The following is a 12931-nucleotide window of genomic DNA, read 5'->3' as shown; positions in this document are numbered from 1 at the left end:
TATGCTTTTCCTTTTTTGTGTAAATGAAAAAGTATATAGGAAACTGCTTTTTAATTCGATATGAATTTCACACCTGAAGGGATAGAAAGTGTATTTCTTTCCGTGTCCATTGTGGCAGTAACACCGAGTGGTATTCCGACATTTGGCTGTATATGCCCGATAGGGAGACCAAATAATACCGGAATATTGTATGGAGCGAGATAGTTATACAATATGGTTTGTAATGATAGAGACTGCTTTGAGGCTATACAATCATGGCAGCTTGTGAAGACAACTCCTGCACATTCATGCAATTTTCCTGCTAAATGTAATTGGTTGAACATGCGATCAATACGATACGGTTCTTCTCCAATATCTTCAAGTAATACAATTTTATTCGCTGTATAGATTTCATAGGGGGTACCCAGTGTACTTACTAAAACGGTTAAATTGCCTCCAACTAATGGTGCGGAAACTGTACAAGTAGATGTAGTGGTAATGCATTCTGCTGCTGGTAAAATAGTTGAATACGGATAGAATAGTTGATTGAAAGAAGATAAAGAAAGAGAATTCACTCCTTTTCCTAATTCTTCAATCATAGGTCCATGGAATGTAATGAGTCCTGCATATTGTGAAAAGGCAATATGCAAAGCAGTAATATCACTATATCCCCAAAAAATCTTCGGGTTGTTTTGGATGAGTTCATATTGAATATGAGGAAGGAGACGACCGCTTCCGTATCCACCTCTTGCGCAAAAAACGGCTTGCACTTCAGGATTGGAAAAGGATTCATGTAAATCCTGAAGGCGGATTGCATCATTTCCAGCTAGATAGCCGTATTTCTCGTAAACACTTTGACCAATTATTACGGATAGGCCCATTGTTTCTAATACTTTTTTTCCTGCAAGGACGTGTTCTATTACTGGAGGGCCTGCTGGAGCAATAATCATTACCGTATCGCCTTGTTGTAAGACATTTGGCTGAATCATTTAAATCTCCTCCTTCGTTTTCAATATATTCGTTTATAAGCAGTTCAATCCTTTTAAAAGAAGGGAAAAGTTTGTTGAGTCGAGAAGATATAAGGGGGCATAGGGAGGGAAAGAAGGATGTTTACAAGCAGAGTAAATGATGTATTACAAATAAAGTATCCAATTATTCAGGCTGGTATGGCAGGTGCAATTACGACACCAGAGCTTGTTGCGGCTGTGTGTAATAGCGGCGGCCTAGGGACGCTCGGGGCTGGTTATATGAGTCCGGAACAAATTCGTCAATCTATTTATAAAATAAGAGAGTTAACAGATAAGCCGTTTGCAGTAAATTTGTTACTTACGAAAGAAATACAAATTGAGGAAGAAAAAGTACAAGTAGCAAGAAATTTATTAGAGCCGATACGAAAAGAATTAGGTATAGATGAGTATAATCAATCATTACAACTTCCGAAAAGTTATAAAGAACAATTGCACGTGTTAAAGGAAGAAAAAGTTCCGGTTATAAGCTTTGCATTTCACACGTTAGAACAAGAGGAAATTGTATCGTTGAAGAAAGAGGGCATAAAGATAATTGGAACAGCTACAAATGTGGCAGAAGCGAAGGTGCTTGCTGAATTAGAGGTAGATGTAATTGTTGGACAAGGTAGCGAGGCTGGAGGACACCGCGGGACTTTTATTGGGAAAGAACAAGATTCTATGATCGGTACATTTGCATTAATTCCACAAATGGTAGCCGCAGTATCAAATATCCCAATTGTAGCGGCAGGAGGCATTATGAATGGACAAGGTCTTGTTGCAGCAATGGCACTAGGTGCAGAAGGCATTCAAATGGGAACAGCATTTTTAACAAGTGAAGAAAGTATTACACATAATGTACATAAAAAAGCGGTACTGCACAGTACAGATACGAGTACAACTGTAACGAGATCATTTTCTGGAAAATATGCAAGGGGGATTCGAAATACATTTATAGAACAACATGAAGAAAAAGAAGAAATGCTCCCAATGTATCCAGTTCAAAATGTATTAACCGCTAAAATACGTCAAGAAGCTGCAAAACAAAACAAAGGGGAATATATGTCACTCTGGGCTGGACAAGCTTCTTCATTAGCAAGAAAAGAATCAGCTCAGCAAATTGTTGAACGAGTGTTGGGAGAAGTAAAGGTAACCGTAGAAAATTTACAAAGCATATACAAAAAGACCACTTGAATAATTCAAGTGGTCTTTTTATTAGTTTGCTTTATAAAATTGCTGGATGGCTTCGTCGATGTATACCCAGCCTTTCCATCCTAAGTGCATATGATCTTTTAAGAAGTATTTGTCATACTCATGGTTTGAAAAGTCAGCAATTGGATAGCCAGCTTGTTTAATTTGCTCATGAACTTTCTTATAGTATAATTCGCGTCGTTCTTTCGGGAATCCAGCATAATCATACCAAGGACCTTTTACAGGAACAGAAATGAAGAGTGGTTTTGCACCAGATTGTTTTAATAAATCGAGCGCAATTTGTAAATCTTCATATTCTGGAGAGTGATGATAAGCGTCATTTTTTAAGTAATCTTTGCGTTGCTTCAATTTCTTTTTAATTTTGCTATTGAAGTAATCATCTTCGATACCATACTGATTTGATTTTGATTCTAATTCACCAGTTTGATCCGCGTGTTTACGTGCTTCATTCCAGTTCATTTGTTTCAATGCTGGATCAAGTTGTTCTTTATGCGGTTTAATATTGAACATCACTGTAAATATGTCTTTGCGATCTAAAATATTACGGTAAAGATAAGCAAATGGTTTCGCTGCAATTGCTTTTATCTTATGTTTAGTATCATCATAGACAATGCCTTCTAAAGATGTTTTTAATAACGTCTCTTTTTTTACAATTTCAAAGTTCAATAAACGTTTTGCAATTTGTTTTTTCATTTCAGGCTTTAAATCATTGTTAAAAATGAAATGGTAGCCTTGTTGTTTTGAAAAGTTAGGTGCAAAGTGTGTTTCATCAATGCCTTGTGGTACAAACCATTGTGGTGAAAGAACAAAGACCATTTTTTTATCTTTTAATTGATCCATTGTAGATGCAAAGTTTAGCACATGGATAAGGTCTTGCGTTCCACCACGACCAAGAAGAAATGGTGTGAATCCTTCAGGTTTTACTTTAAAGTAATTGGATGGATGAAAAGCATCCATTCTCGCAAATTCCGATGAACCATACATCGGAAGGTATTTCGGATCTTCTAACATTTTTTGCTGTAAAATCATACTTTGTATTTTTTCTTCTTTTAGAGAAGTTGCAGCTTGTTCTACTTTCTTGTCACTTACAAGTGGAAGTAGGAAGCGTGTTGGGATAAGTAAGAATACAGCAAAAAGGGCCAATGCTAAGAGCATCGGACCAAAAGTTGCTTTTTTCATCGGATATCTTCCAACTTCTTAATAATCATGTTTGGTGTTGCCCACTCATCGCGGTCAAAATCAGAAATAGATACTTCGATATCTAGACGTTCTTGGAATTCTACTAATAAAGATACTGTACCGAAAGAATCAAGGATACCTTCTTCAAATAATTGTACATCTGGATTTTCTTTTACAATATCATTTTCACAAACTTCTTCTAAAATATCTAATACTTGATCTTTAAATTCTGCCATTTTTAAAATCTCCTTTATATCCGAAATATATTATGTGTAACTTCTTAGCTGTAAGAAAAGAAGCTATTCATTAAAAGTATCTGTTAAGGTGACCAGAGAAGATTAGGAAACCGAAACATACGAAATGGAACGTAATTACTACTGCAAGAACATGCATGAATTTATTGTTTGGCCAAAATTTATGTTTCTTGTTTTTTCGTTCGAAAATATCAAACGAAATAAACAAAACAGTATGGTAAAGGCCGTAAATAATGTACTGGTAAACATGTTCACCTAGAATATGCCAAACGCCCATAATGAAAAAGTTTAAAAATGCACCGATATATGAAATCGTGTAGCGATTTTTAAGTAGCTTTTTCTTTGTTGCGAAAAAAACAAAGCGCATATAAATAAAATCACGGAACCAGAATGATAAGGTCATGTGCCAACGGTTCCAGAAATCTTTAATGTTACGACTAATAAATGGTTTATTAAAGTTTTCTGGTGTTTTAATACCCATCATATAACTGACACCAATTACGAATGCACTATAACCTGCGAAGTCGAAGAATAGGTATAAACTGTAACTATACATATAAATCGCATTAGAGAAAATGGTATCTTGATTCGCAAATACTGCATCAACAAAATGCTTCTGCAATAAATAAGCGATAATAAACTTATACAGGAAACCTTGGAAAATACGATTAATACCTGTATAGAGTAACTTTTGATATTCTTCAGCACTTGGTGGCTTTTGAATATCTTTTTGGAACCTACGATAACGATCAATAGGTCCAGTCGAGATAGCTGGGAAGAACAGAACAAATTCCCAGAAATTAAAGAATGAGAATTCTTTAATTAAACCGTCACGAATCTCAAATACCATTTGTACTGCTCTGAATGTTACATAAGACATACCAGCAAATACAATGAATTTTAATTCATGTACAAATGGTGCGATTTTTGCCAGAATTAGTGGCAAAATCGATAAAATAACAGCCATGTAAAACATGGACGTATTATTATTTTGTTTTCTTAATAATAAATAGCCTTTAATAAGGATGTATTGCCAAATGATAAATACTGCTAACATCATTGCTTGCTTCGGTTTGTCAGAGAAAATAAGTGCAAGCATTACTAACGTTAGAACGGCATTATATTTACGCAACATTTTACCTTTTAATCCAGCTATGATAGTAGGTATTAATAAAATGCCCACTATAGCGAAAAAATAAAATGATCCATATGCGGTCATGCTGTAACCTCACTCAATAATTTTTTGCGATCTACCTTTCCATTTGGTGTCATTGGAATAGAAGATTGATACATGAATTTACGTGGAATCATGTAGTTTGGTAATCGCTCATTGAGTTCTTTTTTGATTGCAGATGTCAATTTGAATTCTTTTTCAAATGAATGCTCTCCAGGAACAACAACCGCTAATAAATAATCGTATTTTTCACCTTTTTTAATTGGAACAACAACTGCTCCTTCTACGTAAGCACACGCGCGAAGGTGATGTTCGATTTCTTCTAATTCCATTCGATAACCGTGAAGCTTAATTTGGAAATCAAGACGACCATTATAGAATAGAAGACCATTTTCTACATAGCCAGCATCACCTGTTTTGTAGGCGCGCTCACCATCAATCATTGTGAATACTTTTTCTGTTAATTCAGGGCTTCCTAAATAACCAACGCTTACGCTTGGACCAACAATTACGATTTCACCTTTTTCACCATCTGGTGCAATCGTGCCATCTTCTTTCATAATAAGAAGGCGACAGTCTGATTTACAGTAGCCAACAGGAAGAGATTTATATTTATCAACAACTTCTTGTGTAACGTGAATGCCTGTTACAGCAACAGTAGCTTCTGTAGGACCGTACGTATTCATAATTGCTGCTTTCGGGAAGCGCTCAATTAATTTTCTAGCTACTTCATTTGGTAATACTTCACCGCAGAATAAGAATGTTTTCATGTTTGGTAGCATACTTTCAGAGAAAGAAGCTTCCATTAAACACATTTCTGCGAAAGATGGTGTGGAAGTCCATACTTGAATATCCGATTGCTCTAAAGAAGCAAACAAGTCTTTTGGACGTGCAATCATATCTTTATCGATTGCCCAAAGTGTACCACCTGTTACTAACGATGGGTAAATGTCCATTACAGATAAATCGAATGAGAACGGTGCTTGGTTTAAGAATACTTGTCCTGTTTGTAAGTTGAAATCTTCAACCGCCCATTTTGTAAAGCTAACAAGGCAATTATAAGTAATCTGCACACCTTTCGGGTTACCTGTGCTCCCTGATGTGTAAATAATGTAGAAGTTCTCATCATCTTTTACCGCATGCTCAGGGTTTGGCGTTTGCCCTTTATGAGTAAAGAAAATGTCTTTTAAGTTGTCTTCACATACGATGCGAACTGGTAAGTCAGTTACAGCAACTTCTACCGGAGATAGAAGTAACTTCGCACCAGAACTTTCAGCAATACGTAGTACACGATCAGCTGGAATAGATAAATCTACAGGAATGTAAGCATGTCCAGCTTTCACACACCCTAAAAAGTTGATGATCATTTCAGGTTGCATATGGCCATAAACCATAATTGGTGAACGATCATCGGGATACTCAGAAGAAATCCAGTGCGCCAATGCATCAGAATCTTCCTTTAATTGTTTGTACGTAATTTTCGCATCTCGCCAAACGAAAGCGGTTTGATCAGGAGTTTCTGTCGCCCACTTTTCGATTTGTTCTAATAACTTCATAACGTTCCCACCCTAAAATTCATTGTAAATAAATGTGCTTGTGTTTGTATCATGGAAACCATACAACCAAAGCAAAGCAAATAAAATTGCAAGGTAATAAAAAGTTTTTGCAAACCATTGTGTGAGTGGTCGAGACCATATCTCTTTTAATCTTTCCATGTCTTTCCCTCTCTTATGAAATAGTAACTATATGTAGGTATCATGTCCTACATCATTGTGAAAAAAACGAAATTCCACATTTTAGGTAAAATTAAGACAAAAAGGCTCTTTTTTGATAGTAGCACTAAATACTAAAAAAGAAAATCCCTAACTTAGCAATTATATTACATTCTATATGAATTTGTAATGGGTTTGTCTTTTTTTAATGAGTTGTGAGTGTATAAATCGATTTTTTGAAAATGAAAATCTTACAAGGAAATTAAATAATCACAGTGAAATAAGAAATGTGAAGAATGAAAAGGAGGTTGTCAGGAATGGAGCGTTTGAAAAAGGTATGGCAGACATATGTGTCAGAGGAAAATATTATAAAGTGGCGGAGACATTTTCACCAATTTCCTGAACTATCATTCCACGAGGAAAAAACTTCACAATTTATATATGATACATTATGTTCATTTTCAGCTTTCGAGGTGACAAGACCGACGCGGTATAGTGTGATGGCAAAGAAAAAAGGAAAGAAGGCAGGCAAAGTAATAGCAATTCGTGCAGATATGGATGCCCTGCCAATTCAGGAAGAAACGTCTAAACCATATGCATCAGTTATTTCAGGGGTTATGCATGCATGTGGGCATGATGCACATACCGCTATTTTATTAGGTACAGCAGAAGCGATAGCAAATAAGAATGAGGATTGGGAAGGAGAAATTCGCCTTTTATTTCAACATGCTGAAGAAGTGTATCCTGGTGGTGGACAGGAAATGGTGAGAGCTGGTGTGATGGATGGTGTGGATTATATTATCGGCCTACATGTAATGTCTGGATTAGGAACTGGGAAGATTGGAGTTGTATATGGGCCTATGATGGCTGCTCCCGATGTATTTACGATTGAAGTAAAAGGAAGAGGTGGCCATGCTGCTAGGCCGGAAGAAACAGTAGATCCGATAGCAGTTGGTGCGCAAATCATTACGAACTTACAACATATTGTATCTAGAAATACAGGCGCTTTTATGCAAAGAGTTGTTTCCATAACACAATTTCACGGGGGAACAGCAGATAATATTATTCCTGATACAGCATATTTAATGGGAACAGTCCGGTCCTTTGATCAAAAACTAAGGAAAGAATCGGAAGAGATGATTGAACAAATTGCTAAGGGGATTGCAGAGGCACATGGTGCAGCGTATACGTATACATATCGCTATGGATATGACCCGGTTATCAATGATACGTTTATTACAAAAATAGTAGAAGAAAGTGCGGTAGAGTTGTTTGGAGAGGAGAGAATTGTAAAGCTAGCTCCTTCGATGGGAGGGGAAGATTTCTCGGCATATTTAAAAAAAGCGCCAGGCTGTTTTATTAAATTAGGAACTGGAAATGAGAAAATCAAAACTTGTTATCCTCATCATCATCCAAAGTTTGATGTGGATGAATCAGCTTTAATTAATGGGGCAGAGTTATTTTTACAGGCGACAATGAATTTACTAAAAGCTTAAGAGAGTACAAAAAAAGGCAACTGCGCTTATCGCAGTTGCTTCTATTTCTTTCCGTTAGAGAGGGCTGAGAAAGAACTATGCTCATTTATAGTATATGAATAACTGGCGGACAAGCTTGTACCTTTTCATTATTTTTTTGAAAATAGTGATTGACTTTGATAATCATTTTCATTTAATCTAAAAGTATAGTCGGAATTGATAATTATTATCAATGTGTTCACAAGTGCAGAATGGATGAGGGAGAGATGAAAAAGATATTTCGCCTTGGGCAAAGGGAAATTAAAAATAAAGATATAGAATAGCAACGGCGTGTAATTCGTGCTGAATATGTAGATGAGAAGAAAGGAAACAAGGAAGAAGAAGCGATACATAATCAAGGGAGAGATTCAGTTGAATAAATTTGTAATGATTTTTGCAAGTATGAGTGGAAATACAGAGGAGATGGCTGATCATATAGCTGGAGCGATTCGTGAAACAGGCAATGATATTGAAGTGATTGACATTATGACGACGCCAGAAGCTTCTATATTAGAAGAATATGATGGGATTATTTTAGGAGCGTATACGTGGGGAGATGGTGAGCTTCCTGATGATTTCTTAGATTTTTATGACGAAATGGAAGAAATTCATTTAGCAGGTAAAAAAGCAGCAGTATTTGGATCTTGTGATTCTGCTTATCCGAAATACGGGGCAGCTGTTGATATCTTAATAGAAAAGTTACAAGAGCGCGGTGCTGAAGTTGTAATGGAAGGGCTAAAAGTAGAACTAACGCCAGAAGATGAAGATGTAGAGAAATGTCTTCAGTTTGGTGCTGAATTTGTAAAACACCTTTCTTAATGGTGAGAGGGAGATGAAGATGGGTGCAGGGGAAAATATCAATTAAAACGATGACAGATTATCATTTATATGATTTTATGCGTTGTCCACATAAGTTTTATTTTCGCTATATAAAAAGAAGAGAACCTTCTTCGTTTGAATGGCAACAAATGGTTCAATCGATTGTAAATCAAATTATTATTGACTATTACACATCACCTGTAGAAAAACAAACAACAATGCTGTTGTTAAAACGATTAGAGAAGCATTGGGATAAAGTGCGTATTGGAATGTTCGCTTCTAAAGCAGAATATTATATTGTTCTTGCAAAGTTAACGGACCATCTAATACAGTTTGTGAAAAATGATGCGAGTAAAACACCACCTTTATTTTTATATGAGAAGTTACAAACATATATGGACGAGTTAGGTGTGCACATTTCATTAACGTTTGAAGTGGGTGAATGGTCTACACAATCGTTTGTAATTAAAAAGTATGTTGTTGATGCAAATGAAGAAATGCTTGCTCTTTTTCAAAAGCTTACGGCAGTGTTTAGCTACAAAGTTTTTGGGATTCTTCCCGAAAGAATTGAAGTTGTTAATTTAATGGAAGGAACTAGGTATGAATCTGTTCCAAAAGAGCAAGATATTATGGCTGGAATGAACGATTTATATAGAATGAAAGAAATGTTACAGCAACTAGAACATTACACAGAACGTACATTTTGTTCTGAATGTATTGGATGTGCTTTTCGTAATGAATGCAAAGTAGACGAGATGCAAGATGCATTGATAGCGAAGAATACTATACTACATTAAGGGGTGCAAATTTGCATCTCTTTTTGGTATTGACATGAAAAGCTTTTCATCATTTACGGTATATACGTAGGGGAACTTATGATGGGAGGAATACTTAATGGGAAATGGAGTGAAAGTATTTCAATGGTTAAAAGAACAACAGGCTCCTTTTTGGGTCCAATTGCAAATTTTGCAGGCGTTTCAAATGTATAAATTAATTGTAGAAATGGATAAAAAATTAATGATATATGAGGAAAAGAAGAATAGGGAAAGAAGTTAATTCCTTCCCTGAAGTATAGTTTGTAAATGTTTTCGATTCTTCTGTATCTCCTGGTCGTTATTTGTTTCAAAGTTATAAACAAGGTTATGGAGTAATGGACTATACTGATAAAATTGAATGACACGCTTAAAGAAAGATAAATCATGATGGGAAGTGAGAGTACAGTACCGTTTATATATGGCATTTGTAAATTCACTACCAAAATTGTTATATAATCCAGCGAAGTCAAAGGCAGGATCTCCAATTTGAGCATCACCAAAATCGATAATACCAGCAATGCTTCTTTTCTCCCCATCAAATAAAATGTGATGATGTGTAAAGTCAGCGTGGATCATTGTTTTTTGGAAATTAGATGCATACATATGTTCAAAAAAATCCTCGAATAAACAATCAAAAGCTTTTTTTTCTAACAATGTAAGTGTGCAAGTAAGATGAACGTGTAATTTCGTTTGAATCTGTCGCCAATATGAGATAGGTTTCTCAGTATCAAACCCCCATTTTACAGCATGTTCTATTGGGACGGTATGTAAAGAAGCGAGAAAGATAGCAAGCTGCGAGATAACTGTTTCACGTTCTTTTACAGTTAATCTTTCTATTATTTGTACTGTTAATGGCTCCCCATGAATGAGTTTATAATAACTACAATATGGAATTAAATCGGATTCATTTTTATATAAGATGTGATATTTGGGAACTTCTATCCCTTGTAAAGAATGAGAAAGTATCTCGCATAGTTCTTTTTCGCGAGGTATTCGTTTTGCATACTGGGATTTACGTGGAAAACGGAAGAGCCATTCATTGTTAATAATAATGGCTACATTATCCCAGCCATTATCGTTTTGTTCATAAGAGTGTATAGGAATATTGGGTAGTGATTGCTGGATATCTCGCATATAAGATGTCATATGATTTTCTCCTTTTTTGTGGATATATGCATTAATATTATCAGAATTTTTAAACTCTGTGATAAGATGGAATAAATATATCGAAAAAAGAGAGGGACATAATGTTTAAATGAAATGCAGTTAAGTTATAGAATGAAGATTATAAAAGAAGATAATACGTTTAAAATTGCTGAGCAACGGTAACGTGTAGAATAAAAATGTCCCCGAAAAGTGGGGACATCTTTTGTATTCACAGGTTCTCGTTTTGTTGCCCAATTTCTTTTTTTGCAATTTCTAGATTGCCTTGTTCGACTTGTTTATGCACATTTATAGAATCACCAGCATAACCTTTTTGTGTTTTTACAACTCTTTTAGAAAAGAGTGAGGATTGTTTGGTCATAATATAGTTCCCTTCCCATTAAAAGTAGACGAAAATGATGAGTACAAGTAATATTGTCCCGAAAATACCAATCCCAACTAAAAAGGAAGTATTTTTATATTGAGGCGGTTTATGAATATCTTGCCTGTATCCAGTTGAGATTTCAGGAGCAAACTCTTCATCGTAGGGCTGCTGTTTTTTCTTTTCATCCATAGATTTACACCTTTCTTTTTTATTATGTTACACGTTTAAGGAGGAACTATGCATGATGAAAAAAGCCGCTATGATTAGCGACTCTTTTGTGATGTATATTTACGTTGTACTTGCAAGAGACGAACGAGCAGAAAGGTAGCTCCAAATGCTAGCCCTATAATAAGACCAATCCAATAACCTTTAGCTGCCCAAGAAGTATAGGTTGCTAATATATAACCTAGAGGTAGACCAATGATCCAGTAGGCAATAAGTGTCATAATCAAGGTAACATTCACATCTTTATAACCACGGAGTGCACCTTGCACTGGAGTAGCAATTGCATCGGAAATTTGAAATAAAATCGCAAAAATGAGAAACTCTTTTGCTAAATCATGAACAGCAATATCTGTTGTATAAATAGATGCAATTGGATCGTCAAAGAAAAAGAGTAAGATAGAATATAGCAAGGCAAAAGCAAGTGCCAAACCAATTCCAATAAAACTGTATTGCTTTGCGTTTTCACAGCGATTTGCTCCAACTTCAAAACCCACTGCAATTGTCATGGCCATTGCTAAACTTAAAGGTGTCATATATAAAAGGGAAGCAAAGTTCATTGCTGCTTGATGTGCAGCGATTGTTGTTGTGCTAAAATTACTCATCATGAGTGTTACGGCAGCGAAAATACTCGTTTCAAAAAAGATGGCGAATCCGATAGGTACCCCAAGTTTTAATAATTCTTTCCAGCTTGAAATAGAAAGTCGGTATAAGCGCCTGAAGATACCAAAAGATGTAAACGGTTCTTTCGTACGGATAATAATAATCGTAATAAATAAAATGCACCAATATGTTGCGGTAGAAGCAATTGCTGCACCAACGCCTCCTAGTTTCGGAAAGCCGAAATTACCGAAAATAAATACATAGTTTAAAATGATGTTAATAGGTAAGGAAAGTAATGTAATAATCATTGTTGTACGTGTTTTTCCTAATGCATCAATAAACCCACGTAATACAGTATAGACAAATAAAGGAATGATACCAATTGCAATAATGCTTAAAAATTGAGAAGCAATGTGTTCGACCTGCTCTTCTAAACGCATGCCTTTTAGAATTGGTGAAACGGCAAAGAAACCAATGAGAATAACAAGTAAACTAACTCCGATTGCCAAATACACGGCTTGTATCACGATATGAGGAACATCCTCTTTTTGTTTTGAGCCAACAAGTTGAGCGATAATAGGCGTGGTAGCCATTAAGATTCCTGTTAATCCCGTACTAATCGGAATCCATATACTTGTTCCAATTGCGACCCCTGCTAAGTCAGTAGCACTTGCATGCCCTGACATTGTTGTATCAAAAAAACTCATTGCAAATAAAGACATTTGCGTTACAAAAATCGGGAAAAATAGTAATACAAATTGTTTTATTTTTTGTGAAAATGAATTGGTTTCTTTCATAAAAGCTCCTTTCTATGTAGGACCAAACTCTTTCTATCATACAATTTAATAAGAAAATAGAAAAGAAATACACATATGTGAATGTATTGTTATATTTTGAAAGAATGAAAAAAGAGATG

At 35.5% G+C, this 12931-nt stretch carries 15 protein-coding genes; 5 read left to right on the top strand and 10 right to left on the bottom strand.

Going from position 1 to position 12931, the window contains the following annotated elements; translation table 11 throughout:
- Positions 1-50: 50 nt before the first annotated feature.
- Positions 51-968: a S66 peptidase family protein gene (locus ACM6HU_RS24725; protein ID WP_275857421.1), complete on the bottom strand. Its 918-nt coding sequence runs from the start codon at positions 966-968 to the stop codon at positions 51-53.
- A 117-nt stretch (positions 969-1085) separates the two neighbouring features.
- Here ACM6HU_RS24725 and ACM6HU_RS24720 point away from each other — a divergent pair, with 117 nt between their 5' ends.
- Positions 1086-2177 (top strand): NAD(P)H-dependent flavin oxidoreductase, encoded by a 1092-nt coding sequence (locus ACM6HU_RS24720; protein WP_275857422.1) that lies wholly within the window; start codon positions 1086-1088, stop codon positions 2175-2177.
- Positions 2178-2198: 21 nt separating this feature from the next.
- On the opposite strand, the gene dltD is transcribed toward ACM6HU_RS24720, so the two are convergent.
- The 5 genes from dltD to ACM6HU_RS24695 all read right to left on the bottom strand — a co-directional run bounded on the left by dltD (position 2199) and on the right by ACM6HU_RS24695 (position 6517).
- Complete coding sequence (gene dltD, locus ACM6HU_RS24715; protein ID WP_275857423.1) at positions 2199-3374, bottom strand: D-alanyl-lipoteichoic acid biosynthesis protein DltD; 1176 nt, start codon at positions 3372-3374, stop codon at positions 2199-2201.
- Entirely contained in the window at positions 3371-3610 is a 240-nt protein-coding gene (gene dltC, locus ACM6HU_RS24710) for a D-alanine--poly(phosphoribitol) ligase subunit DltC (protein WP_016113973.1), read from the bottom strand. Before dltC ends, dltD begins: the two co-directional genes overlap by 4 nt.
- A 70-nt stretch (positions 3611-3680) precedes the next feature.
- On the bottom strand, positions 3681-4847 hold the full coding sequence (dltB, locus tag ACM6HU_RS24705) for a D-alanyl-lipoteichoic acid biosynthesis protein DltB (protein ID WP_016113974.1): 1167 nt from the start codon (positions 4845-4847) through the stop codon (positions 3681-3683).
- Entirely contained in the window at positions 4844-6358 is a 1515-nt protein-coding gene (dltA, locus tag ACM6HU_RS24700) for a D-alanine--poly(phosphoribitol) ligase subunit DltA (RefSeq protein ID WP_016113975.1), read from the bottom strand. The genes dltB and dltA overlap by 4 nt, the downstream gene beginning before the upstream one ends.
- Positions 6359-6370: 12 nt before the next feature.
- The gene (locus ACM6HU_RS24695) at positions 6371-6517 is read right to left on the bottom strand and encodes a teichoic acid D-Ala incorporation-associated protein DltX (protein ID WP_003206349.1); all 147 of its coding nucleotides are present in this window, start codon (positions 6515-6517) and stop codon (positions 6371-6373) included.
- 314 nt (positions 6518-6831) lie between these two features.
- Between ACM6HU_RS24695 and ACM6HU_RS24690 the strand changes: the two genes are divergently transcribed.
- The 4 genes from ACM6HU_RS24690 to ACM6HU_RS24675 all read left to right on the top strand — a co-directional run bounded on the left by ACM6HU_RS24690 (position 6832) and on the right by ACM6HU_RS24675 (position 9903).
- The gene (locus tag ACM6HU_RS24690; protein WP_016113976.1) at positions 6832-8010 is read left to right on the top strand and encodes a M20 metallopeptidase family protein; all 1179 of its coding nucleotides are present in this window, start codon (positions 6832-6834) and stop codon (positions 8008-8010) included.
- A 390-nt stretch (positions 8011-8400) separates the two neighbouring features.
- The gene (locus ACM6HU_RS24685; protein ID WP_016113977.1) at positions 8401-8847 is read left to right on the top strand and encodes a flavodoxin; all 447 of its coding nucleotides are present in this window, start codon (positions 8401-8403) and stop codon (positions 8845-8847) included.
- A gap of 23 nt (positions 8848-8870) precedes the next feature.
- The gene (locus ACM6HU_RS24680; RefSeq protein ID WP_016131273.1) at positions 8871-9644 is read left to right on the top strand and encodes a hypothetical protein; all 774 of its coding nucleotides are present in this window, start codon (positions 8871-8873) and stop codon (positions 9642-9644) included.
- Between the two features lie 97 nt (positions 9645-9741).
- Positions 9742-9903, top strand: a complete 162-nt coding sequence (locus ACM6HU_RS24675; protein ID WP_016113979.1) for a hypothetical protein — start codon at positions 9742-9744, stop codon at positions 9901-9903.
- Here the strand turns inward: ACM6HU_RS24675 and ACM6HU_RS24670 are convergent.
- From ACM6HU_RS24670 to ACM6HU_RS24655, 4 genes are all read right to left on the bottom strand, one after another.
- Entirely contained in the window at positions 9900-10808 is a 909-nt protein-coding gene (locus ACM6HU_RS24670; protein ID WP_275857426.1) for an aminoglycoside phosphotransferase family protein, read from the bottom strand. The two genes, ACM6HU_RS24675 and ACM6HU_RS24670, sit on opposite strands and share 4 nt — an antisense overlap.
- A 229-nt stretch (positions 10809-11037) precedes the next feature.
- Complete coding sequence (locus ACM6HU_RS24665) at positions 11038-11187, bottom strand: hypothetical protein (RefSeq protein WP_003196135.1); 150 nt, start codon at positions 11185-11187, stop codon at positions 11038-11040.
- 18 nt (positions 11188-11205) lie between these two features.
- Complete coding sequence (locus ACM6HU_RS24660; protein WP_275857427.1) at positions 11206-11379, bottom strand: 2-isopropylmalate synthase; 174 nt, start codon at positions 11377-11379, stop codon at positions 11206-11208.
- A gap of 74 nt (positions 11380-11453) precedes the next feature.
- A complete protein-coding gene (locus ACM6HU_RS24655) occupies positions 11454-12812 on the bottom strand; it encodes an MATE family efflux transporter (protein ID WP_088093998.1) in 1359 nt (452 codons plus the stop codon).
- Between the last annotated feature and the right edge of the window lie 119 nt (positions 12813-12931).

Source organism: Bacillus sp. IT-79MI2, assembly GCF_949768135.1.
Classification (GTDB): Bacteria; Bacillota; Bacilli; order Bacillales; family Bacillaceae_G; genus Bacillus_A; species Bacillus_A pseudomycoides.
This window is presented reverse-complemented; position numbering and strand designations above follow the sequence as displayed.

Bases quoted from the DNA above. Each gene is read 5' to 3' on its own strand.
- ACM6HU_RS24725 (WP_275857421.1), bottom strand. From the start codon at position 968: ATGATTCAGCCAAATGTCTTACAACAAGGCGATACGGTAATGATTATT.
- ACM6HU_RS24720 (WP_275857422.1), top strand. From the start codon at position 1,086: ATGTTTACAAGCAGAGTAAATGATGTATTACAAATAAAGTATCCAATT.
- dltD (WP_275857423.1), bottom strand. From the start codon at position 3,374: ATGAAAAAAGCAACTTTTGGTCCGATGCTCTTAGCATTGGCCCTTTTT.
- dltC (WP_016113973.1), bottom strand. From the start codon at position 3,610: ATGGCAGAATTTAAAGATCAAGTATTAGATATTTTAGAAGAAGTTTGT.
- dltB (WP_016113974.1), bottom strand. From the start codon at position 4,847: ATGACCGCATATGGATCATTTTATTTTTTCGCTATAGTGGGCATTTTA.
- dltA (WP_016113975.1), bottom strand. From the start codon at position 6,358: ATGAAGTTATTAGAACAAATCGAAAAGTGGGCGACAGAAACTCCTGAT.
- ACM6HU_RS24695 (WP_003206349.1), bottom strand. From the start codon at position 6,517: ATGGAAAGATTAAAAGAGATATGGTCTCGACCACTCACACAATGGTTT.
- ACM6HU_RS24690 (WP_016113976.1), top strand. From the start codon at position 6,832: ATGGAGCGTTTGAAAAAGGTATGGCAGACATATGTGTCAGAGGAAAAT.
- ACM6HU_RS24675 (WP_016113979.1), top strand. From the start codon at position 9,742: ATGGGAAATGGAGTGAAAGTATTTCAATGGTTAAAAGAACAACAGGCT.
- ACM6HU_RS24670 (WP_275857426.1), bottom strand. From the start codon at position 10,808: ATGACATCTTATATGCGAGATATCCAGCAATCACTACCCAATATTCCT.
- ACM6HU_RS24665 (WP_003196135.1), bottom strand. From the start codon at position 11,187: ATGACCAAACAATCCTCACTCTTTTCTAAAAGAGTTGTAAAAACACAA.
- ACM6HU_RS24660 (WP_275857427.1), bottom strand. From the start codon at position 11,379: ATGGATGAAAAGAAAAAACAGCAGCCCTACGATGAAGAGTTTGCTCCT.
- ACM6HU_RS24655 (WP_088093998.1), bottom strand. From the start codon at position 12,812: ATGAAAGAAACCAATTCATTTTCACAAAAAATAAAACAATTTGTATTA.